The sequence below is a fragment of the Paracoccus sp. SCN 68-21 genome, from assembly GCF_001724535.1.
Taxonomy (GTDB): Bacteria; Pseudomonadota; Alphaproteobacteria; order Rhodobacterales; family Rhodobacteraceae; genus Paracoccus; species Paracoccus hibiscisoli.
Window position 1 is genome coordinate 1 of the sequence record NZ_MEES01000071.1, and the last position, 21,738, is coordinate 21,738.

General features: G+C 65.0%; 19 protein-coding genes and 1 pseudogene. 12 read left to right on the forward strand and 8 right to left on the reverse strand.

Annotation, left to right across the window (positions count from 1 at the left end; translation table 11 throughout):
* Positions 1-229, forward strand: a pseudogene (locus tag ABS73_RS15660) (type I methionyl aminopeptidase); the annotation flags it as partial.
* A gap of 27 nt (positions 230-256) precedes the next feature.
* Positions 257-736 carry a metallophosphoesterase family protein gene (locus ABS73_RS15665; protein WP_286693550.1) on the forward strand — a complete coding sequence of 160 codons (480 nt, stop codon included), beginning with the start codon at positions 257-259 and terminating at the stop codon, positions 734-736.
* A gap of 163 nt (positions 737-899) precedes the next feature.
* Here ABS73_RS15665 and ABS73_RS15670 read toward each other — a convergent pair whose 3' ends face one another.
* The 3 genes from ABS73_RS15670 to ABS73_RS15680 all read right to left on the reverse strand — a co-directional run bounded on the left by ABS73_RS15670 (position 900) and on the right by ABS73_RS15680 (position 3,423).
* Positions 900-1,094: a hypothetical protein gene (locus ABS73_RS15670; protein ID WP_286693551.1), complete on the reverse strand. Its 195-nt coding sequence runs from the start codon at positions 1,092-1,094 to the stop codon at positions 900-902.
* A gap of 439 nt (positions 1,095-1,533) precedes the next feature.
* Positions 1,534-1,947, reverse strand: a complete 414-nt coding sequence (locus tag ABS73_RS15675; RefSeq protein WP_277021716.1) for a DUF350 domain-containing protein — start codon at positions 1,945-1,947, stop codon at positions 1,534-1,536.
* 432 nt (positions 1,948-2,379) lie between these two features.
* The gene (locus ABS73_RS15680) at positions 2,380-3,423 is read right to left on the reverse strand and encodes a peptidoglycan-binding domain-containing protein (RefSeq protein WP_286693552.1); all 1,044 of its coding nucleotides are present in this window, start codon (positions 3,421-3,423) and stop codon (positions 2,380-2,382) included.
* Positions 3,424-4,254: 831 nt separating this feature from the next.
* On the opposite strand from ABS73_RS15680, the gene ABS73_RS15685 reads away from it, so the two are divergent.
* The 3 genes from ABS73_RS15685 (at position 4,255) to ABS73_RS15695 (ending at position 7,909) form a co-directional block, all read left to right on the forward strand.
* Positions 4,255-5,322 (forward strand): hypothetical protein, encoded by a 1,068-nt coding sequence (locus tag ABS73_RS15685; RefSeq protein ID WP_286693553.1) that lies wholly within the window; start codon positions 4,255-4,257, stop codon positions 5,320-5,322.
* Between the two features lie 457 nt (positions 5,323-5,779).
* Entirely contained in the window at positions 5,780-6,796 is a 1,017-nt protein-coding gene (locus ABS73_RS15690; RefSeq protein WP_277021709.1) for a zinc-dependent alcohol dehydrogenase family protein, read from the forward strand.
* 45 nt (positions 6,797-6,841) lie between these two features.
* Positions 6,842-7,909 (forward strand): NAD(P)H-dependent flavin oxidoreductase, encoded by a 1,068-nt coding sequence (locus ABS73_RS15695; RefSeq protein ID WP_136858400.1) that lies wholly within the window; start codon positions 6,842-6,844, stop codon positions 7,907-7,909.
* Between the two features lie 40 nt (positions 7,910-7,949).
* Here ABS73_RS15695 and ABS73_RS15700 read toward each other — a convergent pair whose 3' ends face one another.
* Entirely contained in the window at positions 7,950-8,249 is a 300-nt protein-coding gene (locus ABS73_RS15700; RefSeq protein WP_277021704.1) for a hypothetical protein, read from the reverse strand.
* Between the two features lie 890 nt (positions 8,250-9,139).
* On the opposite strand from ABS73_RS15700, the gene ABS73_RS15705 reads away from it, so the two are divergent.
* Complete coding sequence (locus ABS73_RS15705) at positions 9,140-10,306, forward strand: DUF4236 domain-containing protein (RefSeq protein WP_277021701.1); 1,167 nt, start codon at positions 9,140-9,142, stop codon at positions 10,304-10,306.
* Here the strand turns inward: ABS73_RS15705 and ABS73_RS15710 are convergent.
* Complete coding sequence (locus ABS73_RS15710; RefSeq protein ID WP_353743343.1) at positions 10,222-10,479, reverse strand: transposase domain-containing protein; 258 nt, start codon at positions 10,477-10,479, stop codon at positions 10,222-10,224. The two genes, ABS73_RS15705 and ABS73_RS15710, sit on opposite strands and share 85 nt — an antisense overlap.
* 388 nt (positions 10,480-10,867) lie before the next feature.
* Here ABS73_RS15710 and ABS73_RS15715 point away from each other — a divergent pair, with 388 nt between their 5' ends.
* Positions 10,868-12,946 carry a 3-hydroxybutyrate oligomer hydrolase family protein gene (locus tag ABS73_RS15715; RefSeq protein WP_277021696.1) on the forward strand — a complete coding sequence of 693 codons (2,079 nt, stop codon included), beginning with the start codon at positions 10,868-10,870 and terminating at the stop codon, positions 12,944-12,946.
* A 77-nt stretch (positions 12,947-13,023) separates the two neighbouring features.
* On the forward strand, positions 13,024-14,625 hold the full coding sequence (locus tag ABS73_RS15720; protein ID WP_286693554.1) for a tannase/feruloyl esterase family alpha/beta hydrolase: 1,602 nt from the start codon (positions 13,024-13,026) through the stop codon (positions 14,623-14,625).
* A gap of 6 nt (positions 14,626-14,631) precedes the next feature.
* On the opposite strand, the gene ABS73_RS15725 is transcribed toward ABS73_RS15720, so the two are convergent.
* Positions 14,632-15,543 carry a LysR family transcriptional regulator gene (locus ABS73_RS15725; protein ID WP_277021693.1) on the reverse strand — a complete coding sequence of 304 codons (912 nt, stop codon included), beginning with the start codon at positions 15,541-15,543 and terminating at the stop codon, positions 14,632-14,634.
* A gap of 93 nt (positions 15,544-15,636) precedes the next feature.
* Between ABS73_RS15725 and ABS73_RS15730 the strand changes: the two genes are divergently transcribed.
* The 4 genes from ABS73_RS15730 to ABS73_RS15745 are packed head-to-tail and all read left to right on the forward strand — an operon-like array spanning position 15,637 to position 20,161.
* On the forward strand, positions 15,637-16,599 hold the full coding sequence (locus tag ABS73_RS15730) for a TAXI family TRAP transporter solute-binding subunit (RefSeq protein WP_277021691.1): 963 nt from the start codon (positions 15,637-15,639) through the stop codon (positions 16,597-16,599).
* A gap of 3 nt (positions 16,600-16,602) precedes the next feature.
* Positions 16,603-18,477: a TRAP transporter permease gene (locus ABS73_RS15735; protein WP_277021689.1), complete on the forward strand. Its 1,875-nt coding sequence runs from the start codon at positions 16,603-16,605 to the stop codon at positions 18,475-18,477.
* Entirely contained in the window at positions 18,474-19,847 is a 1,374-nt protein-coding gene (locus ABS73_RS15740; protein ID WP_277021686.1) for an acyclic terpene utilization AtuA family protein, read from the forward strand. Before ABS73_RS15735 ends, ABS73_RS15740 begins: the two co-directional genes overlap by 4 nt.
* Positions 19,844-20,161 carry an AtuA-related protein gene (locus ABS73_RS15745; RefSeq protein ID WP_277021683.1) on the forward strand — a complete coding sequence of 106 codons (318 nt, stop codon included), beginning with the start codon at positions 19,844-19,846 and terminating at the stop codon, positions 20,159-20,161. The genes ABS73_RS15740 and ABS73_RS15745 overlap by 4 nt, the downstream gene beginning before the upstream one ends.
* Before the next feature lie 243 nt (positions 20,162-20,404).
* On the opposite strand, the gene ABS73_RS15750 is transcribed toward ABS73_RS15745, so the two are convergent.
* Both ABS73_RS15750 and ABS73_RS15755 read right to left on the reverse strand, forming a co-directional pair.
* Entirely contained in the window at positions 20,405-20,881 is a 477-nt protein-coding gene (locus ABS73_RS15750) for a nucleoside deaminase (protein ID WP_277021682.1), read from the reverse strand.
* A gap of 107 nt (positions 20,882-20,988) precedes the next feature.
* A partial coding sequence (locus ABS73_RS15755) for a serine hydrolase domain-containing protein (RefSeq protein WP_286693555.1) occupies positions 20,989-21,738 on the reverse strand: 750 nt, incomplete at its 5' end.

Genomic DNA, 21,738 nt, shown 5'->3' on the forward strand with positions numbered 1-21,738 from the left:
GGCCCCCGAGGAGGTCCCGACCTGGCCCACCCGGGGCGACCGGCGCCGGATGCATGACGGCCTGGTGCTGACGGTCGAGCCGTTCCTGTCGCGCGGCGGTCGATGGGCGACGTCCGGCACCGATGACGACTGGACCCTCTACAGCCAGCCTGCCGCGCCGGTCGTGCAATACGAACACACCGTCGTCGCGACCCGACGCGGCCCGATCGTCGTCACGATGCCAGGCTGACGCGCGATCAACCGCAGGAGCGGCCCCATGACACCCTCTTTCCGGCCCGGCCCTGGCGCGCGCATCGGCGTCATCTCGGACACCCACGGCCTGCTCCGCCCCGAGGCGCTGGAGGCGCTGCACGGTGTCGACCGCATCCTGCACGCGGGTGATATCGGCGATCCCGACCACCTGGACGTCCTGGCACGCATCGCTCCGGTGACGGCGATCCGCGGCAACATCGACCGCGGTGCCTGGGCCCAGGCCCTGCCCGAAACCGTCAACCTGACCATCGGAGCCCTGCGCATCCACATGATCCATGACCGCAAGGCCCTGAGCGCCGACCCGGAATCGACCGTCGTGATCTCGGGCCACTCCCACAGGCCTGGAATCGAGGAGACCCGCGGCATCCTCTGGCTGAACCCCGGCGCCGCTGGTCCCCGCCGCTTTCGCCTGCCGATCACGCTGGCCTTCCTGTGGGAAGAGGCCGGCCACCCCCGCGCCGTGATCCACACACTGTCCGACTGACCTAGCTCTGCCCGAAGAGGGTCACCGAACTGCAACGTCAAGGTGTTCTGCAACGCGTCCATTAGGAACGAGCCTTCGACCAATCGATGGCCTGCCATCTCCTGTGCCTGTGTTGGGTGCCGACCATCCATTATCCACGAATGATGGTGCCGCGCGTGTCAGCCTACAACGAAAGATCCTCAACGATCTCACCCCGAACGCCTTTCAGCGGCTCGTCCTCGTTGTGTCGAACAAGATAGTCATAGGCCGCATCATGGGTGTCGAAGGTCATCGGGGCATCTGTCGCACTGAATTCGAACCCTTGGTGCGATAGCTTCATGTGCGGCGCCGCGCCCATGGCAATGACAAATCTTGGCATCTGCTTTCTCCTCGGATCAGACTGAGCGGTGTAGGGCATGGGGATAACGCATCCTGTCACCTGCAACGCGGAATAGCGAAGAAAGAACCCATCACTCCGTTCCTCACGGTTGCCGGGCCCTTGGCGTTCATCACGGCTTGCCGCCCATACGTGTCCGCCGACGGAACATCGTCGAGGCGGTGCAGCTTCCTCAGCCGGTCACGCGGACGGCTGCCCGCATATCGCTTAGATAGCGTCCGTCATGCAAAAACACCCTTTATCGATCCCCACGCGTGTCGAACCAGCTGAAGAGGGAGCTATGCCCCATCTGCTCCAGGCGGGCACAGCATTCCGAAAGATAGCAGCGCAATCTGTTATATCGGAGCGGCTGAAGGCAGCATGTGACGCGCCCGCTTTGGCACCCTGAAGTTCTGAACTGTAGCTGCCGACCAAGCGAGGCTCAGTAAGTCATCGCAGCCGCGTTGAGCAGTCCCACCGAGAGGCTGGCCGCTGCCAGATGCATTGCAGCCGCCATCTCACCCTGCTCGATCCTCGCCACGATATCGCGGTGGAAGAGCCGGAAGACGAGGAAGCAGAGGATCTGAAGGACCCCCGCCACCACGCCCCAGACCAGGACATCGAGCAGGCTGATGGAGTTCTGGACCGCCGAGGCGATCGGCAGCACGAAGCCGATCATGGCACCGCCATAGGAAATGGACGCGGCTGCGTTGTTGGCGCGGATCAGCGCGTGCTCATCATGGGGGGTCACCATCGCGTAGATCTTCATGAAGGCCAGGAAAAGGCCGATGGCGATCGCCATGTAAAGGATGAAGGAAGGCAGGCCTGAGAGAGAGGCGAGGAGGGCATTGTCCATGTTCGGCAGTCCTTTTGCGGCGATACCAAAAGCATAGAGCAGAGGTGTTCTGGGCAGAACCCAGTCTTTCAACGATCTGCCAGAAGGCTTTGCGTGCTAAGGGTATGGCGTCCGGGGATCCACGAGCGTTCCGGAGCCCACGAGCGGCGCACCGGGCCCAAAACGGCCGCTAGACCCTTGAGGGATGCTGCGGTGTAGCTGCTCCAAACCGGACGTAGGTGCCCGGCGCAGCAAGATCGACCGGGCAATGTCGCCGATGCGTGACAAAGCTGTCACCGACGCAAGGCTAGAGCACCAGCACCGACAATGAGTATCATCCGAAGTGTCGAGATCATGTCTGGCAGCTGGGCAAAGAAGATAATGCCACACAGGACCGCGAAGCTTATGTAGGCAAAAGGGCGGGGATTGATCCCCGCCCTACGCTACAGACCGTCAGATCCGGGTCTGCTGCTGCAACGACCGCACCTGCTCGGCGGTCAGGTAGCCCGTCTCGCTCAGTCCGTTGTCGCCCTGCCAACGGGCTATCGCGCGGCGGGTGGAGGCTCCGAAGATGCCGTCGGCCCCGCCCGAAAGGTAGCGCAGCTGGATCAGCCGCTGCTGCAGCGTGGTTCGCTCGTCGCGGGTCAGGCCCAGAAGGTCCTCGTCAACCGCCGCCGCGCGATCGCCCGAGTTATCCGAGCCGCGAGCCTCTGCATCTGCGCGAAGCGACTGGACCTGCTGGGTGGTCATGTAGCCTGTGGCTGCGAGGCCGGTGTTGCGCTGCCAAGCGCGGATCGCCTCGCGCGTGCCGGCACCGAAGAGGCCGTCCGCGCCCTTTGGATCGTAGCCGAGCGAGATGAGGTTGCGCTGGATCTGCACCCGCTCGGCCCTCGTCAGGCCCAGGTTGAGTTCTGCCCTGGCGGCTGCGGTCGCGCTGTCGCCAGGGGCCGGAGCGGGCGTCGCGGGATCGGGGCGGGCCTCGGTTCCGCCGGTGAGCGCTGTCAGCTGGGCGCGGTTCAGATAGCCCGTCTGGCCATGGCCGTTCGCCCGTTGCCATGCGGTGATGGCGCGCCGGGTTCCGGCGCCAAAGACGCCGTCGATGCCCGACGTGTAGTATCGGCCGGCGGCCAGGCGCCGCTGCACTGCGATCCGGTCCGCGCGGGTCAGGCCCAGCTGCGCCTCGACCCGCGCGGCCTCGTTGACCGGGACGGTGGTCCCGCCGCCACCCGAACCTGCGGTCATCCGCTCAAGCCGCTCGCGTGCGGTGCGGGCGTTCGGGCCCTGGGGATAGGTGTCCAGATATTGCCGATAGGCGGCCGCCGAGCCATTGGCGACCACGCCATCCCACAGCGCCCGCTCTTGCGCGCCCTGCTGCTGCTCAAGGAGCTGCCGCGCAATCGTGCCGACGATCTCGCCCAGATCGGGATCCGCATGGGCGGGGGCGCTGATCGACATGACGCCCGAAAGCATGATCGAAAAAAAGAGTCGCTGAGACATGTTGTCCTCCTGCTGCAGCGTCTTGCCACATTACTACGCAGGATTAAGGGATTGCAGTAAATTAACCACGCGCCTGGCGGCGTCTGCCGCAACTTCGTCGACACCGGTCTGGGCAAGGTGCGGCGTCGGAGCCGGACGACGGGCTAGGCGTTGCCCATGCCTTCGACCGCATAGCGGCCCGTGCGCAGGAGCGGCCAAGCCTCCTCATATGGCATGATATGGTCGTGCCGCGACTTCCAATGCGCGTCGGTCCCGCCCCATGTGTTTCGAAATTCCTGTCCACATTGTGGACAGAAGAGCCCACCTGATCCACCGGCAACGGTCGGCTAACAGCGCGCGCCGCCGGTCGCTCCGCCTCCCAAACCTTCTTGGCTATCGACCGGAAGGTCGTGATGCCGAGTTGTCCTCGCTCGCTTGCACGCGATCCCGGCCGGTCCAGGACCTCCACGACCCCTGCATAAAGAGCCTCCAGGATCTCCCGGGCGTCGAGCGTTGCGCTGTCCATGATGACAAGCATGACAACGTCGCAGTCGGCATCCAGCTTGATGCGCCGAACGCGCAGAACGGTAGGTGGCCCTACGCAGGATTTTTCGCCGCAACAACTGGCTTACGCCAAAGCCATCTCCGACGTGATCCGACTGCGAGAACACTTCGACAGAGCATCCCGGAGACCCGGTTTCTAGTGATCCCTGAAGCTGTATTTGACTTCTAGTATTTCGCGAATCGCCCTGTCGTGGTTCCATTAGAATTGCCGCGTTATCCTATTCGTTTGTGAGGGTCATGATGCGCAGTTTTTGGCCACCTATTCTCCTTCTTACCGCAATGATAGCCTTGCCGCCGCCGTCCGCCCATGCGGATACGGGCTCGGCGATGCAAGACACAGAAAGCAAGTTCCGGGCGATCGAGGCGCTGTTTTTTCTGCCTAGGCGCGCCTTTCCGGCACGTAATCTGGCGATGGCCTATCCCGGCGACCTTATCGATATTTACCTCGGCCAGCGCCTCATTGGCAGGTCCGGCCCTGACGGCATCAATGACTGTCTGCCCGATCTGGACACATATCGCCATGAAGGAATCTATGAAGGAACCTTCCGTGAGGACGCCGATATCAGCGCCCTCCTGGCCGGAGCCGGTTCCGTCGGGCCCGGCGGGCTTATCGACATTGGTGGAGAGCTTGGCGCTAAAATCCGGTCGGCTGCCGGTTTCAATGTTCCCGCGCTTGCGCTTACCGAGCCGAGCGCGGGCGTCAATATGCTTCTTCGCGTAGACGCAGCCTCGGATTGTGATGTCTATCGCGAGGTCCATGCCGGGCAGGGCCAAGGCAGGGTTATCATCGCAAGCATCTTTGACGGGCGGCTGGAGTTTCGCAGCGGTTTCAGCCTTGCCACGGCTGCGGCTGGCACGGTGGAAACCGGGATTTTGCTCCAGCTGCTCACCACACTGATCGGCGTCCCTCTGCCCCTCGGCGCTCTGGAGATCTCTGCAGATCAGGTAAGCGGATCGGTTGCTTGGATCAAGAAACCTGCCCGCGAGGAGATCCCGCTCGCCTTCGTGCCTATGTATCTCAACCAGACCGAAGTCGCGCGCCTGCATTACTACCTTCAGGGTGAACGGCGGCGCGCCCTTGAAGAGGCTGTTCGCGAGGCGCTGGGCAGTCCGGACCCAACCTGGAGGGAATGGTTCGGGGACGTTATGACTGAACTTCTCGGGTCCGAGCTCCCAGCTGAAGCTTGGGCGCGGCAGTTCCTTGCTGGAGGCGAAGGTGCCGAGATGGTTCCAACAGATGAGGTCATCTCCGCGCTCGAGGAGGACGGAGGAGTCCTGGAAAGCCTTGCCCTCTATGCCGCGGCGCTGGAACTCTTGGACCGAGGTTCCGGTATCGCAGAGTTTAACACAGAGTGAAACTCAGCTCGGCAGCGCGGTCCAGAGGGCGTATCGCTTGGGCTGGCCAACATGAGCACCTGACCGGAACAGAACCGGTGCGAGTCCACGCCAAGATCTACGGGCCGCTGAAGTAGACCTAGTTGGCGATGACGTGCAGCTGGACCGTGCCAGCGTCGCATTCGGCCCATAGACGCCGGTCAAGTGCGTAGTATCGCCGCACTGCAGCTTCCCCGAAGCGGTCGTTCAGGCTGCGGCTGCGGCGTTGACAGGCAATGTAACTGATGGAGTCCAGTCATCCACTTGCTGCGATAGCAAAATTCGTTCCTCGTGCGGCTGCTTCATGTGAGGCGGCGCGCCCAAGGCAGTGACAAATCCTGGCATGTGTTCTCTCTGCGGTCCAAGATAAGCGGTATCGGGCACAGCAGTGATGTCACCCTGCTACCTGGGCCGCAGACCAGCGTCGAAAGGAACCATCATGTCTGATCGTTATCTTTGCCGTGTGGTCCGCTTCCATCAGCTTGGCGGTCCGGAGGTGCTGCGGGTCGAGCACGAACAGCCTCAAGCACCAGCACCGGACGAGGTTCAGCTGCAGGTCGAGGCGATTGCCCTGAACCGGGCGGATGCAATGTTCAGAAGGGGAACCTACCTGGAGAAGCCAAGCTTTCCGGCTCGCTCCGGCTTCGAGGCCGCGGGCGTCATTGTGGCAGTAGGGGCGGATGTTGCAGGGTTCCGGATTGGGGACCGGGTGAACGTAATCCCCGGGGCATCGGTGACGCGCCACGGCACGGCCGCCGACTGGCTGACACTTCCCGCGCGGCATGTGGTCCCTCAGCCAGCTGGTCTTGGTGCCCCCCAAGCCGCCGCCTTCTGGATGAGCTTCGTGACAGCCTACGGCGCCCTGGTGGAGGTCTGCCGGCTTTCGGCGGGGCAATGGGTCCTGATCACAGCAGCCTCCAGTTCCGTCGGGCTGACCGCCCTCCAGATCGCTCGAGCCGTCGGTGCGCGTCCCATTGCCACCATCCTTGGAGACTGCTTGCGCCCCGCTATGCTTGAGGTCGGGGCCGAGGCGGTCGTCGTCTCGGATCGCGAGGATCTGGCGTCGCGCCTTGTCGAAATCACCGGGGACGTGGCGACGGGTGGCGGCCTGGATGCCGCGTTCGATGCCGTCGGCGGCCCTCAGGTCACGGCCATCGCCGAGGCGATGCGGCCTCATGGAACGATCGTCGTTCATGGCGCGCTGAGCCCGCAGCCCACGCCCTTCCCGTTGAAGGTCGCGCTACGCAACAGCCTGTCCCTCCGCGGCTATGTCTACTCGGAAGTGACCAGAAACCCGGAAGTCTTGGCCCGCGCCGCAAGGTTTGCCGAAGAAGCCATCGCCGCAGGGTTCCTGATGCCCCGGATCGACCGGGTCTTTCCGCTGGACCGGATCGTCCATGCACACCAACACCTAGAGAGCGGCGCCGCCTTCGGCAAAATCGTCCTGCAGCCTTGATTTGCCCTCGCTCCCTCGCGCATCCTGCACGCGGAGGAACAGCCGATGAACGTCACGAACGAACTTCTGGACCTGCTTCAGCTCAGTCATCCGATCCTGCAGGCACCGATGGCAGGGGTGGCCACGCCGGCAATGGCCGCAGCCGTCTCAAATGCCGGCGGCCTCGGTGCTCTCGGTCTATGCGCCGCGAGTCTTGAGGCGGCCCGTGAGGCTATCGAGGAGGTGCAGCAACTGACAGCGGCGTCCTTCAACGTGAATTTCTTCTGCCACAAGAGACCAGCGCGCGATCCCGCCGTCGAAGCGGCCTGGATTGCCCGGGCGGCGCCGCTGTTCGAGCGGTTCGAGGCAGAGCCGCCAACTGAACTCCGTGATATCTACACCAGCTTCCGCGACACCGAAGCCTATGTCCATCTTTTGCTTGAGCTGCGACCGCGGGTCGTGAGCTTCCACCTGGGTCTGCCTCGGCCGGACCAGATCGCTTCGTTGCGTGCTACTGGGCTGATCCTGATAGGCAGTGCAACATCGCCTGCCGAGGCCCGTGCCATCGAGGCCGCCGGACTTCATGCTGTCGTTGCGCAAGGGTGGGAAGCCGGCGGCCATCGCGGCCTCTTCGATCCAACTGCGCCGGACGCACGGCTCTCCACACAAGACCTGCTGCGCGCGCTCTTGAACGAGGTGTCGCTGCCGATCATTGCAGCCGGCGGGATCATGGACGGCCGCGACATTCGCCGGATGCTGGACCATGGCGCGGCTGCAGTGCAACTGGGCACCGCCTTCATCGGCTGCCCGGAGAGCGCGGCGGATGAGGGTTACCGCGAGAGGCTTGCGCTTGGCGGTGACACGGTGATGACACGCGCCATATCGGGCCGCCCGGCCCGCTGCCTCGGCAACGCCTTCACCCAGTGGACGGAAGATGCCCAGCCCGCCAACATCCCGGATTATCCCTGCGCCTACGACTTGGCCAAGGCAGTCAACACCGCCGCGAAGGCCAAGGGCGCCACGGCATACGGGGCGCAATGGGCCGGCGCCCAGGTATCACGAGCGAGAACCCTTCCGGCAGCTGAGTTTGTGGAGGTCTTGGTCAGGGAGATGAAGGACCGGGCGAAGGCTTGAGTCGGCGTGCCCGGCCCGTCCCAGGGCCCTCGAACAGCGTTCACGGCCTGCTGGTCGCTTCTTGCCCGCCATTGGCGACGAAGGTGACGAGCGCCGTGGTCGGCAACCCATCCGCGTCCATGTCTTTGGCGGCAGGGCCTTCGGGTGCAGACTGCCGGATGATGCCCAGGCCGTAGTCGAGATCCCTGCCGATCGCTCCAAAGGCGGCGCTTTCAGGCAGACACGCGCTGGTCCTCATTTGCACTGCGTGATCATGCGCATGGCCAAAAGCGTCGATGACCTCGCAAAGGTCAGCATCGGACATGCCGGCGATGGCGGCTTTGAACTGGGTGGCGTTCATCCTCGTTCTCCTTCCTGCAACGATGGTGTTGGTCAGATCGCAAACTGTGAACACATGAACTGGGGCGGGGACACCCTTCACGCTGAGCGCCGCCGTTCGCATATGCAGAAGACACCAGCGAGGGATAACGCGAAAGCTTCTGCAAGCCGCTCTCATTCAGCCGGTGCTGGTTGAAAGACCGCGGCACAGAGTATTCCAGCTGGTGCCTGGCACAGGCTGTATTTGACATGCTCAGCTTACACTGCCTCTCGGCTTTTAGGCAGAAGCCTGAGGTGCAGTATCGGCTAGGCTCAACATGCGGCAGTCCAGCCGGACCGTTCACCTGAACAGGAAGTGAGCGCCTGTTCAGTCAGATGAGCATGCGCCCCGGCGGAGCGACCCCTGTTCTTGCGGTTGAGAAACCAGATACAAACGGTGCCCCAGGAAAAACAGGTATCTGTATACGCGCTCGGCCCAAAGCCGCCGTTCGACCTCCGTCAGTCGCGGCTCCGCAGCTCCTCAAGAACGGACATTCGTGCTCAACGCAGCAAAATCGACCGGAGCGTCTGCGATGCCGGACCAAGCTGCCGTTCATGGGCTCCATTTGAACGTCCCCTTGTCGCAAGTTCTAAGTGAACGGACGAATGCAGGACTTACGGCGGCGGCAGCAAGGGGTCGGAAAAATGGCCAGCCGATGGCTGCCACGCCAGAAAGGGTAGCGCGTGCCCGCTAGCTTACTGCAACCGACGTCACAATCCGTGAGGCCGCCGCACGTGTGAAAGTTGGCCAGTCCGCGCTTCGTGCCGCCCTGAGGGTGAACAACACTCCGCTCCTGAACTAATCTCGTATTTCGTATCTGGCTCGGGTCGCATTTCACGTGCAACCTGCACTCGCTTCATTGTGGGTGGGTCATGCCTTTTTACATCAGAGATTCCGTCAGCCTCGGTCCGTTCCGGATTAACCTCTCCAAATCAGGCCTCGGGATCTCCGCTGGCGTGAAAGGGTTTCGCGTCGGGACAGGTCCGAAGGGACATTACATTCACGCCGGAATGAACGGCGTCTACTATCGGAAATCCCTAGGGGGGCTCGGGAGAAAGCCAAGGTCAGCCCCGACCAACGACACGACGGACTACCGGTCCGAAATCGCCAGGATCGCCCCTGACGACAAGCTGCCGACATACATGACGGATGACGGGGTCCTGATGCGCCGCATCCTTTCGGCGGAGGCGGACGTCCTCGTGTCGGAAAGTCATTCGGAAGCCTTGAGGAGCCTGAACGAGGCGCGCGAGCGCCCGTCTTACACGCTCATACTTTGCGGCGTCGCGGCGGTCGGCCTTGTCTTCTCATTCGTGTCGCAAAACCCCGTCGCCATAGGAGTTTTTGTGGCGTTGCTGGTTGCCGCTTACACGATCGGCAACATGCTCGACATCCCGCGGCGAAACGTCGTGTTCGCATACAACCTCGAGCCCGCAGCGGAGGAGAGGTATAAGGCGCTCGTCGGGGCGATCGACCGGATCGCCGGATCAAGCAAGGTTTGGTTTGTGAAGGCGAAGGGTGACATCACGAACCTTCATGCATGGAAGAAGAATGCCGGCGCATCGGCCTTGGTGGACAACAAGGAAACGTCCGTATCCTACGCGCTTCCGCCCGGGGTTGCGTCGAACGTAACGCCTCCCGTCATCATGATCGACGGAAAGAAATGCTACTTCTTCCCGGACTGCATCCTAATCGAAGAGAACAAGCGGTTCGGAGCGGTCCGTTACGAGACCATCCGCACCGCGGTCCGCGATCAACGCATGATCATGGATTCCGCCCCTTCGGACGCAACAGTCGTCGGCCAGACTTGGAAATACGTCAACAAGAAGGGCGGACCTGACCGCCGCTTCAAGGACAACCGCCAGCTGCCGATCTGCCTTTTTGAAGAGATCGGCATGGTGAGCGATGGCGGCTTCAAGGGGCTGCTTCAGGTCTCGAAGCACGGAATCAGCGGATCCTACGGAAGCGCCGTGACGGAGCTCGGCCGCGTCACAAAAGAGTTGAAGGACGCCGAGCCTCTCCTGATTACGAGAGAGGTATAAAAGGTAAATGTCCGCAATCTTATCAGTTCGTCCAGTCGGGTGATCTTGTAGTCGGCAATTTGCGCGAGAACCCATGTGAGCCAGCCCTGAGGTTCAATTTTGTTGAGCTTGACCGGTTCGATCAGTGTAGAGGCGATAGCCATGGCTTTGTCTCTTTCCGACCCTGAGAACATCCGGTTTTTGCGCCCGATCTGTCGACGTCGGCGCAGAAGTCGGTCACGTGGCGTTGTTCACTAAAGCGGACATTCACTCGAAGTGCGGCATTTGGAAATTCGGGCTCCTCACGTCGATCGGCCGGCGCTGGCGACGCCACGGTGGCGCGGCAGCCTCGGAACCGCGCACTCGGCCCAAAGCAGACGGTCGGCGATAGTCAGGCGCTGCAGTGCAGCTTCCTAAACCGGACCTTGACACACCCCCCAGCAAGATCAGCCGCTGGTGTTCGCAGTGTGGCACCAGCCGGCTGGGAGGCCTCTTTGAGATAGTCCAAGTGTTGCACATCATGCACCGATTGTTGCCAAACCCGGTGTTTATCATCATCCGCGTTTTCATCACGCTTCTGCCATGTCCGCCGCGCGCGGATTGAAGGTGCCGCAGATCTTGCTGGCGACCGGACGAGACATGGCTTTGGGAGGAGCAAGGATGAGAAGCAGCTTGAAGGTCCTGCTGGCGGCAGGGGTGGCAATGTCATCTTTTGCAGGTGCGGCGCAGGCAGACACATCAGCGCCAGAGTGGTTGCGCGTCATTTCGGAAAGCAGTTTCGACGGGCAGTCGGACGATCTGGTGACAGGTGGGCTCGGGTTCGCTGCAATGGTCGAAGGCGCCTCACCGACCTATGATGATCCGTTAAATCCGACTGCGTCGGAGCTGCGCCGGGCCTCATTGCGGACGACCGGCACGGCCGGTTTCGGCCAGATCTGGGGGCCCACCATCGATGCTGCGACAGGCAAGCAACGACCAGGAGATGGGATGATCGCCGGGCAGGAGGTTCTTGCCGTCTCGGATGACGGGGACGGGCAGCAGAATGTGAGCTTCCTGCTTCAGGTGCCGGGCGGGTTCGACCGCGAGAATGCCTGTGTGCTGGCCGTGCCGGTCGGCGGCTCGGCCAGCCTCTATCGCAACATCGGCAACCTCGGCTACTGGGGGCTGCAGAAGAACTGCGCCGTGATCTACACGGACAAGGGCCTGGGCAACGGCTTCCATGACCTGCAGTCGAACCGGGTGGTTCAAATCGATGGCACGGTTGCCGATGCCGAGGACGCAGGACGGGACTCGCTCTTTACAGCTGAGCTAAATGACGAGGATCGGCAGGCCTTGCTTCGCGAAGCCCCGCACCGGCTGGCGTTCAAGCACGCCCATTCGCGTCAGAACCCCGACGCCGCATGGGGCCGCGACGTGCTGCGCTCGATCGAGTTCGCCCTGCATCACCTTGGCGAGGGCACCCCGCTGTCACCGGATGAGACGCTGGTCATCGTCGCGGGGAATTCCAACGGCGGGGGCGCGGCCCTCTATGCGGGCGAGGCGGATGACCAGGGTTTCATCGACGGTATTGTGGCCGCGCAGCCGCAGGTTCAGCTTGCCCCTGACGAAAGGGTTTCGGTAACGCGCGGGGGCAGGACGCTGGACGGGACCGGGCGGCCGCTGCTGGACTACTTCACCTTTGCGCTGATCCATCAGCCCTGCGCTGCGCTCGCGCTGCCGGATGCGCCTTGGGCGGACCGGGTCACATTCGCGCGCGAGCGTTGTGAAAGCCTGATTGAAGCCGGGCTTTCCGAGGCCGACACGCCCGAGGATGCGGCGGCGGCATCGCTCGCCGCCCTGCGCGACTACGGGTGGGAGCCAGAATCCGACATGCTGCACCCCTCGCATTACGTGATCGCGCCGACGGCCACGGCAGTGAAGTATGCCAGCGCGCAAGGGCGCTTTGGCGTTGCGGGCCGCATTTGCGGCTATTCCATCGCCTCGGTCGATGACGACGGCCGACCCCGCGCAGTTCCCGAGGAGGAGCTGGCCGTGCTGTTCGCCAACGCGCCCGGCGGGCCGCCGACCGGCAGCATCGATATCGTCAACGATCTCGACCCAGAGGGCCCGACGCGTGACTTCGTCTCTCGCTCGCCGAGCACCGGGCGGCAGGACTTCAACCTCGATGGTGCGCTTTGCCTGCGTGATCTGGTGGTGGGTTCGTCGGCTGAGGCAGTCCGGGTGCAGGACGGCATCGCCGAGCTGTCCGGCGACGCAGATCTTGGCGGCACGCCGACGATCATCATCCACGGCCGGGCAGATGCCCGCGTTCCGGTCGGCTTCACCTCGCGCCCCTATCTGGGGATGAACGCCCTGAACGATGCCGACAGCCGGCTGCACTATTACGAACTGACCAATGTCGAGCATTTCGGGGCGGGGCTACCCGGCTACGCCGACCATTTCGTGCCGATCGAGCCCTACCACATCGACGCGCTGGAGCTGATGCATCGTCACCTGACGCAGGGCGCTGACCTGCCACCCAGCCAGGTCGTTCATGCAGCCGTCGGCGCCGAGGGCGAGGGGCGCGGCGGAACCCGTCTGATCCTGCCCGAGATCGCGTCGCAGCCAGATGAAGCCGACCTGATCCTCGTCGAGGACGGCCACGTTACCATCCTGCACTGACCTATGACCGCCACTCGGTCCGGAGGAGGGGCCGGGCCGCATCCTCAGGAGGAACCCAAATGTCACGACATTACCTGATGCTGGCCGCAACCACGGCTCTGGCCAGCAGCTTCACAGCCCCGGCTTTGGGGGCCGAGCTCGACTGCGCCGCCGTGGCGAAGGCCTTGACGAGCGACCAGACTGAAGCGCAAGCGGCGCTGGTAACCGACATCGACCCCGCCAGCGTCGAAGGCAAGACCCTCGCTTCCGATCTTGGCGCCATCTGCCAGGTCAGCGGGACAACCTCGCCAGTCGAGGGCTCGCGCATTGGCTTCGAAGTCTGGATGCCTGCCGAAGGCTGGAACGGTCGCCTGCAGATGTTCGGCAACGGTGGCTACAGCTCGTCGATGCCCTTTGACCGGGTTAGCCAAGCTACCGCGCGGGGTTATGCGGTAGCAGTCACCGATACGGGCCATCAGGGAAGCGATCCCGATTTCGCCCGCGACCGCCCTGAGGCCATCGACGATTGGGCTTATCGCGCGGTTCATGAGACGATCAATCAGGCCAAGACCGCGGTCGGCGCCTATTACGGCAAGTCCGCCGACTACGCCTATTTCGACGGGTGCTCGACGGGCGGTCAGCAGGCGTTTTCGCAGGCGCAGCGATATCCTGGGGATTTCGACGGCATCATCGCCGGCGCGCCCGGCCACAACCGCACGCGGCTGAATGCCGGGTTCCTGTGGCTGTATCTCAGCAATCATGAAGCTGGCGTGGATGACCGGCAGATCGTGCCTAACGAGAAGTTGCCGATGGTGGCGGAGGCGGTCTTCGCGCAATGCAAGGCACAACGGGCCGAGGATGCAGCCGGCCTCGCCTCGGACCCGTTCCTGAACGACCCCCTGTCCTGCACCCCCGACCTGCAGGTGCTGGTTTGCGCCGATGGCGATGGCGCGGACTGCCTGACGCGCCCAGAAGCGGATGCGCTTCAGGCGATGTATGACGGCCCCCGCGACGCCGCGACCGGAGAGCGGATCTATTTCGGCTGGCCCGTTGGTTCTGAGAATGCCGGCGCGAACCCCGAGCGTCCGGGCTGGAGCAACTATTGGTCGGATTTCGCCAGCACCGAGCGACCGGCCCGTGTCAGCTTCTGGCAGATCTGGGCCTTCGATGATGAAAACTGGTCGTGGTGGGATGTGGATCTTGGCCCGGACATGACGCGCGCGGACGACCGGCTTGCCGAACGGGTGAACGCGATGGACCCGGATCTGCGGCCGTTCCGCGACGCGGGTGGCAAGATGATCCACTATCATGGGCTGGCCGATCCGGTGGTGCCGGCGGCGGACTCGATCTCGTATTGGCGGCGGGTGCAACAGGCAACGGGTGGCTCGGAAGATTTCCATCGCCTGTTCCTTGTTCCGGGAATGGAGCATTGCGGTGGTGGCAGCGGTCCGAACCGGCTGTTCCTGCAGTCCCAACTGGAAGCATGGGTCGAACAGGGCGTTGCGCCCGAGCGGATCGAGGCCGCGCACTACGAAGCAGGCGACGCGGCTGGTTCCGTGTTGTTCACCCGGCCGCTCTGCCCCTATCCGCAGCAGGCCTTCTACGACGGCACCGGACCCGAGAATGATGCCGCCAGCTTCGAGTGCCGCGCGGCTGATGAGCCGCAATTCGAGGATCTGGGGCACGCCTGGCTGCGCTAGGCCGGATCAGGCTACAGTCTGCAACGGTGCGCTGCGCACCAGTTGAAGAAACGCGCGGGCCGGGGGCGACAGCGTCCGGCCCGATCGCCAGACCAAGCCGATGCGGCGCGAGGCGCCGAAATCGGCAATGGGCCGGATAAGCAGGTCGCGGCTGCCCACCACCGGCAGCGTCAAGCGAGGCAGTGCCGAGACGCCGAGGCCCTGCGCTACAAGCGCACCGGCGGTCGCCAGGTGCGAGACCTCGAAACGCGGCTCGAGCTGCTGTCCGATGCGCGCGCAGGCGCCGTCCAGAAGCTCGCGCACGCTGGTGCCGGGCGCCATCGCGATGAACGGCATCCGGATCAGTTCGGCCAGCGTGTAAGGGCGGTTCTCGGCCAGAAAGTCGCCGAGCGGACCGACAGCCACGAACTGATCATCCAGCAAGGCCTGGAATGATAGCTGGTCGCGCGTGCCGATGGTGCCAGCAGTGAAGCCCAGATCTGCCTCGCCCCGCGCGACGCTGGCGACGACCGTGTCCGACAAGGCGTCGAGGATGCGCAGGTCGACGCCGGGATAGGCGCTGGCAAAGCGCTCGAGCAGCTCTGGCAGCAGGCCGGCCGTGACCGAGGGCAGCCCGGCAATCGTCAGTCGCCCCCGCCGCGCCTCAAGGAAGGCGGTGAAGTCGTCGGCTCCGCCCTCGGCCGTGTTCACCAGCCGCTCAGCCAGTTCCGTGAAGGCGCGCCCCTCCTCGGTTGGGGTGACGTTGCGCGTGTCCCGGTCGAAGAGGCGCGCGCTGATCCGCGTCTCGAGCCCCGTCACTTGCCGCGACAGCGCAGAAGGCGACAGGCCTAGCTTCTCAGCGGCCAGCCGGAAAGAGCGTGCATGAGACAGCGCCAGCACGGCGCGGCAGTCGGCGAGATCGAAATTCGTGCGGTTCATGCATCAATTATTGCAGCCTTGCCTATTTAAGCAACTGTCAAAAACCGGATGATGGAAGCAACGGCCTGTGGAGGGGCCGACAGGAGGAATCACATGATCAAGCATCCGATGGCCCTCGCGGCCGCGCTTCTGTGCAGCACGCCCGTTTGGGCGCAGCAGACCGACTTGCTGATCGGCTCTACCTCGGCCTCGTCCAGCCACTACGGCTACTTCGTCGCGGTCGGCCAGATCGTGAACGAGCAGGTCGAGGGCATCAGCGCCGCTGTTGTCGAGACCGGTGCAACAATGGACAACATCCGCCGCATGGCGCGCGGGCAGATGGACATGGGGCTGGTGACCACGAACGTCGCCCAGCACGCCGTCGCGGGCACGAACGACTTCGAAGGGAACGCGCAGGATCTTTCGCTGCTCTGGGTCTACACTGGCGCGCCTCAGAACGTCATCGTCCGGCGCGATGCAGGGCTGGACAGCCTCGAGGCGCTGGCCGGGGCGCGGATCAATCCGGGCATCCGTGGTTCGGCCACCGAAAGCACCACGGAGGCTGTCTTCGAAACGTTGGGCCTTGAGGCGGAGTGGGTGCGTGGCTCGACCACCGACATCGTCGATGCGATCAAGGACAACCGGGTCGCGGGTTACGTCAAGTCCGGCTCGGGGGTGCGGCTGGATGCGTCGACGATGGACGTCGCCACCTTCACCCCCATCGACGTGCTGGGCCTGACGCCCGAGCAGGCCGATCAGCTGCGTGCCGAGATGCCCGACATTTCAGTGGTGGATATCCCCGAAGGCGCGGCCGAGGGCATTCCCGCCTACACCACCTGGAGCTTCGGCGTCGGCGTCGGCGCGACCTCGGAGCTGTCGGAGGAGGACGCCTACAAGATTGTCTCGGCTGTGATGGCGGATGAGACGGTGCAGGTGAATGCGCTGGCCGAGCTGCGCGACGCCTCGCTCGCGGAGCTGACGCTGCAATACGGCACGGTGCCGCTCCACCCCGGCGCCGCGCGTTGGTTTGAAGAAAACGGGCACGAACTGCCCGACGCCCTGCGCCCGGTCGAGTGATCCATGCGTGACCGGATCGCACAGGCGCTTGCGCTGATCCTCGGGCTGTTCGTCTTCTGGACGGCCGCCGCCGGCGCCTTCGAGGCGCTGGAGCAGCGCGCGCTGTTCCTGGGCCTGGTCACGACGCTCGGTTATGCGCTTTACCCGCTTGGCGCCGGCACCTCATGGCGCCCCGTGGGACTGGCGGTCGATCTTGCGCTAACCGGCGTGGCGCTGGCGGCCTGCGGCTATATCGTCTGGAACTACGAGACGATCATGGGCTCGCTGCCTTGGGCCACCACCACCGACATCGTGCTGACCGCCGGCCTGCTGATCGCGGTGCTGGAACTGGGGCGCCGGACGGTCGGACTGATCTTCCCTGTGCTGGTGACGCTCGGTCTGGCCTATGCGTTGCTGGGGGGCAGCTTGCCCGGTGCGCTCGGCCATCGGGGCTTTGACATCGAGTTCGTGACCGAGACGGTCTTCCTCGGCGATCTTGGCATCTGGGGGATGCTGACCGGAGTCGCGGCGACGGTCATCGCGGCCTTTGTCCTTTTCGGCGCGCTGCTGCTGCATTCGGGCGGCGGGCAGGCCTTCATGGACCTCGCCATGCGCCTTGGAGGACGTCAGCCGGGCGGAGCCGCGAAGATTGCGACCATCTCCTCGGGGCTTTTCGGCATGATCTCCGGCTCGGCGGTAGCGAACGTCGCGACGACCGGCAACTTCACCATCCCCATGATGGTCCGCCTTGGCTATCCGCGCCCGTTTGCCGCCGCCGTCGAGGCCGTGGCCTCCACCGGCGGGCAGATCGCCCCGCCGATCATGGGCGCCGCCGCCTTTGTCATGGCCGAAATTCTCGGCATCCCCTATGTCACCGTCATGATGGCCGCGATCATTCCGGCGGTCCTTTTCTACCTTGCTGTCTTCGTCACCGTCCATCTGGTCGCCATCCGCCGCGGCCTCGCCATCGTCCCCGAGGCCGAACTGCCCGCCTGGCGCCTGATCCTCGCGCCGCGCCGGGTGCTGCCAATCGTGGCGGCTCTTGGCGGGCTGGGGATGGGGATCTGGCTCGGCCGCTCGGTCGCGACCTCGGCCTTCTACGGGATTATGGGGCTGCTGGTCGCCTTCGTGGTGACGCAGGCGGGGCAGATGCCCGTGCGGGACATGGCCCGGCGGATCCTGGAAGGTCTGGTCGATTCAGGCAAGGGGCTGGTCATCATCGGCGTCCTTTTGGCGGGGGCGCAGGTGCTGGTCTCGATGATCAACCTGACCGGGATCGGGGTAACGCTGTCCTCGCTGATCGTGACACTGGCGGGTGACAGTGTGGCGCTGGTCGCGCTGGTCGTGGCAATCGTCTGCCTGATCATGGGCATGGGCCTGCCGACCACCGCCGCTTATGTGCTGGTCGCCGCCGTCCTGGCCCCCGCGATGACGTCCGTGGGCATCGATCCGCTGGCCGCCCATCTCTTCGTCTTCTACTTCGCAACCATCTCGGTCATCACGCCGCCGGTCTGCGTCGCGGTCTTCGTGGGCGCGGGCATTGCCCATACCCCTTGGACCAGCGCCGCTGTCGAGGCCGTCCGCCTCGGCGCCGTCACCTATGTCGTTCCCTTCATGCTGCTGCTCTATCCGGGCATGATCATGCAGGGCGGCGCGCTGGCCATCACCGAGGCCGCGATCTCGGGACTGGTGCTGGTGGTGGCGATCCCGGGCCTTTTGTCGGGCACGCGGATGCTGGGGCACCGCGGCTTGGATGCGGGCATTTTCATCCTCGCCATCGCGCTGGCGATCTGGCCGCACCCGGCGGGGCCGGCAGCCGCGCTGACGCTGCTGGTCGCGGCCTGGGCATTCGGCCGGCGGCAGCGGATGCTTGCATCGAACACAAGGACACGACCATGAGCGATCAGCCCTTCCTGATCGGCAGCGGCGCCGGCTTCTCGGGCGACCGCGTCGACGCCGCTATCCCCGTCGTCGCGGCCATCGCCGCGGCAGGGCGGGGCGGGGCTATTATCTTCGAGACCTTGGGCGAGCGGACCTTGGCCCTCGGGCAGGTCGCGCGGCAGGCCGATCCCGAGAAGGGCTACGAGCCGCTGCTGCAGCAGTTCCTGGCCCCGATCCTTGCACCCGCACTTGCGGCAGGCATCACCATTGTCGGCAATTTCGGCGCGGCGAACCCGCCCGCCGCCGCGCGCGCCATCGCACGGCTGGCCGGAACGCACGGGCTTGCGCCGCGGATCGCGGTGATCAGCGGTGACGACATGCTGGGCCACCCGGCCTTCGACGAGAGCAAGCTTTGGGAGGGTGACGCGGGGCTGCCGACGCCCCCCGCCGAGCCCATCGCCGTCAACGTCTATCTCGGCGCCCGTAGTATCGCCGACGCGATTCGCGCGGGCGCCCAGATCGTGGTGACCGGCCGCGTGGCCGATCCCGCGCTGGCGCTCGGGCCGCTGGTGGCGCATTTCGGGTGGGACTGGGACGATCTGGACCGCATCGCGGCCGGCACGCTGATCGGACATCTGCTGGAATGCGGCAGCCAGGTCTCGGGCGGGTATTTCGCCGATCCCGGAGTCAAGGACGTGCCGGACATGGCCCGGATCGGCTTTCCCATCGCTGAGGTGGCCGCCGACGGCGCCGCGGTGCTGACCAAGCCCCCGGGGACCGGCGGGCGCATCGACATCGCCACCGTGACCGAGCAACTGCTCTACGAGATCCACGACCCCGCCGCCTACCTGACCCCCGACGTGACGCTGGACGTGACCGGCGTGCGGCTGGAGCAGCTGGGACCGCACCGCGTCAGCGTCACCGGCGCCCAAGGGCGCCCGGCGCCGGACCGGCTGAAGGCGACGGTCAGCTATCCGGGTGAATGGCTGGGCGAGGCCGGCATCTCCTATGCCGGGCCGAACGCGCTGGCCCGCGCCGAGCTGGCCGTCCGCACCATCCGCGAGCGCCTGGCGATCCGGGGCCTGACCCCGCGCCTGCGCGCCGACATCCTGGGCGCGATCAGCGTGTTTGACGACGACCGCGCCAGTTTGCGGCAGGCCGCGGCCACCGACGGCACTGGCGACTACCGCGCCCATTTCGCCTTCGGCGGCGACGAGGCGACCGTCCGCGCCGCCTGTCAGGAAGTCGGCGCCCTCTACTGCTGCGGCCCCGCCGGCGGAGGAGGCGTCCGCATCCATGTCACCCCGCGCATTGTCACCCGCAGCCGCATGATCGCCCGCGAGAAGGTCCGCACCGGCTTCACCTTCCACGAGGAGGCCTTCGCATGAACACGGTTCCCCTGCATCGCCTCGCCCATGCCCGGACGGGCGACAAGGGCAACCGCCTGAATGTCTGCCTGATCGCTCTCGACCCTGCGGACTGGGACTTGCTGACCCGCGAGGTGACCGAGGCGCGGGTTCTTGCTCTCTTCGCCCATCGGGGCGCCAGCGGCGTGCGGCGCTACCTGGTCCCGCAGCTTCACGCAATGAACTTCGTAGTCGAGGACGCGCTGGAGGGCGGGGTGAACACCGCTCTTTGCCTCGACGCCCACGGCAAGACGCTGTCCTACCTGCTGCTCGGCATGGAGATCGGCACCGACTGAGGCAGGTCTTAGACTTTCTCGACAGCTGCTGCTATATGACCTCGATGATCGAACTGCTCCGACTAATTTGGCGAAGACGGCCCAAAGCTGACGGTCGACGGTCGCCGTGCGCCGCAGTGAAGCTTCCCCGAACCGGACCTCTATGCCTGGCGCAGCGAGATCTATCACGACAACTCCGCCCTGCACCGGCGCGGCTTGCCCGCGCGGGATCGTCGGCGCGTTGATCGGCACGCCCTGACCGTTTCAGCCCGAATGCGACCGGACGTGAAGGGCGCGGACCTGCGTCGCGAATTCCTCGACCGGGCCGTGGGCGACCGTGTCGCTGATCACGGCGGCGATGGGCAGCGGCCGGACGCGGAAAGCAGGAACGCCCAGTTCCGCAAGCCACTCGGTCATCTGGGCGGCAGAGCTGGCATAGACGATCCGGCCAAGCCCGACCCAGCCATGGGCGGCAGCGCACATGGGGCAGTGTTCGCCCGAGGTATAGACCGTGGCCCCGGCCCGGTCCCCGGCCTTCATATGGGTCGCGGCCCATCGGGCGATGGCGAATTCGGGATGCTGGGTGTGGTCGCCGCCGCCGATGCGGTTGTGGTCCTCGAACAGGACCTCCCCCTCGGACGACACCAGCACCGAGCCGAAGGGTTCGTGTCCCTGTGCCAGCGCCGCGGCCGCAAGGTCGACGCAGCGCTGCAGGTGCCGGCGGTCGGTATCATCGATCATGGGGCCTCCTCTCTGTCCGGTATTCCGGACCATTGTCACGGCAGAGCAATTGCCACGGACCGCATCCGATGCACGGTCCGGCGTCAGCACAAGGTGCCCGACACCCGTCAGTCCAGCGCCGCCGCGATGGCATCGAACACGACCAGCGGGTCGACCGGTTCGCGGCCCAGGGGCTTGGGCTGCGCCATATGCGTGGCGATCACGACGTTCCGCGCCGGGTTGATATAGATGTTCTGTCCCTGGATGCCGATCGCGGCAAAGGCACCGTCGGCGATGGACGGCTCAGTCCAGCCGGGCCACCACATATAGCCATAGTCGACCGTCTCGCCGCTGGTCAGCTTCTGCGGCAGACCGGCGGTTTCCGTCCATTCGTCGGGCAGGATGGCGCTGCCGTCGATCACCCCGCCCTCCAGGAAGAACTGCCCAAAGCGCGCGAAATCGCGCAGAGTGGCGGACAGGCCGCTGCCGCCGATCTCCACCCCGTCGGGGCTGTCCAGCCACCAGTTGGCGTCGGCCTCCATCCCGTAGGGCTGCCAGATCTTCTCCGCCAGATAGTCCGACAGCGGCATGCCGACGGCGCCATGGACGACCTCGCCCAGGACCTGCGTCTCTCCGGTGGAATAGGTGTGATGGGTGCCGGGAGCGTGGGCGCGAGGAAGTGCGGCCATCACTGCCATCGCGGCGCCGGGGCGCTGTTCGATCTGTGCGCGCAGCAGGTCGCGGCGGTCGGAGGTGGGGTCGGTATAGGTCTCGTGCCATTCGACGCCCGAGGCCATCAGCAGGAGGTCGCGGATGCTGACCCCGTCATAGGCGCTGCCCGCCAATGCCGGGACATGGTCGGTCACCAGATCGTCCAG

Excerpts from the sequence above, each read along its gene's own strand:
- ABS73_RS15665 (WP_286693550.1), top strand. The coding sequence starts at position 257 with ATGACACCCTCTTTCCGGCCCGGCCCTGGCGCGCGCATCGGCGTCATC.
- ABS73_RS15670 (WP_286693551.1), bottom strand. The coding sequence starts at position 1,094 with ATGCCAAGATTTGTCATTGCCATGGGCGCGGCGCCGCACATGAAGCTA.
- ABS73_RS15675 (WP_277021716.1), bottom strand. The coding sequence starts at position 1,947 with ATGGACAATGCCCTCCTCGCCTCTCTCTCAGGCCTGCCTTCCTTCATC.
- ABS73_RS15680 (WP_286693552.1), bottom strand. The coding sequence starts at position 3,423 with ATGTCTCAGCGACTCTTTTTTTCGATCATGCTTTCGGGCGTCATGTCG.
- ABS73_RS15690 (WP_277021709.1), top strand. The coding sequence starts at position 5,780 with ATGTCTGATCGTTATCTTTGCCGTGTGGTCCGCTTCCATCAGCTTGGC.
- ABS73_RS15695 (WP_136858400.1), top strand. The coding sequence starts at position 6,842 with ATGAACGTCACGAACGAACTTCTGGACCTGCTTCAGCTCAGTCATCCG.
- ABS73_RS15700 (WP_277021704.1), bottom strand. The coding sequence starts at position 8,249 with ATGAACGCCACCCAGTTCAAAGCCGCCATCGCCGGCATGTCCGATGCT.
- ABS73_RS15705 (WP_277021701.1), top strand. The coding sequence starts at position 9,140 with ATGCCTTTTTACATCAGAGATTCCGTCAGCCTCGGTCCGTTCCGGATT.
- ABS73_RS15710 (WP_353743343.1), bottom strand. The coding sequence starts at position 10,479 with ATGTTCTCAGGGTCGGAAAGAGACAAAGCCATGGCTATCGCCTCTACA.
- ABS73_RS15715 (WP_277021696.1), top strand. The coding sequence starts at position 10,868 with ATGTCCGCCGCGCGCGGATTGAAGGTGCCGCAGATCTTGCTGGCGACC.
- ABS73_RS15720 (WP_286693554.1), top strand. The coding sequence starts at position 13,024 with ATGCTGGCCGCAACCACGGCTCTGGCCAGCAGCTTCACAGCCCCGGCT.
- ABS73_RS15725 (WP_277021693.1), bottom strand. The coding sequence starts at position 15,543 with ATGAACCGCACGAATTTCGATCTCGCCGACTGCCGCGCCGTGCTGGCG.
- ABS73_RS15730 (WP_277021691.1), top strand. The coding sequence starts at position 15,637 with ATGATCAAGCATCCGATGGCCCTCGCGGCCGCGCTTCTGTGCAGCACG.
- ABS73_RS15735 (WP_277021689.1), top strand. The coding sequence starts at position 16,603 with ATGCGTGACCGGATCGCACAGGCGCTTGCGCTGATCCTCGGGCTGTTC.
- ABS73_RS15740 (WP_277021686.1), top strand. The coding sequence starts at position 18,474 with ATGAGCGATCAGCCCTTCCTGATCGGCAGCGGCGCCGGCTTCTCGGGC.
- ABS73_RS15745 (WP_277021683.1), top strand. The coding sequence starts at position 19,844 with ATGAACACGGTTCCCCTGCATCGCCTCGCCCATGCCCGGACGGGCGAC.
- ABS73_RS15750 (WP_277021682.1), bottom strand. The coding sequence starts at position 20,881 with ATGATCGATGATACCGACCGCCGGCACCTGCAGCGCTGCGTCGACCTT.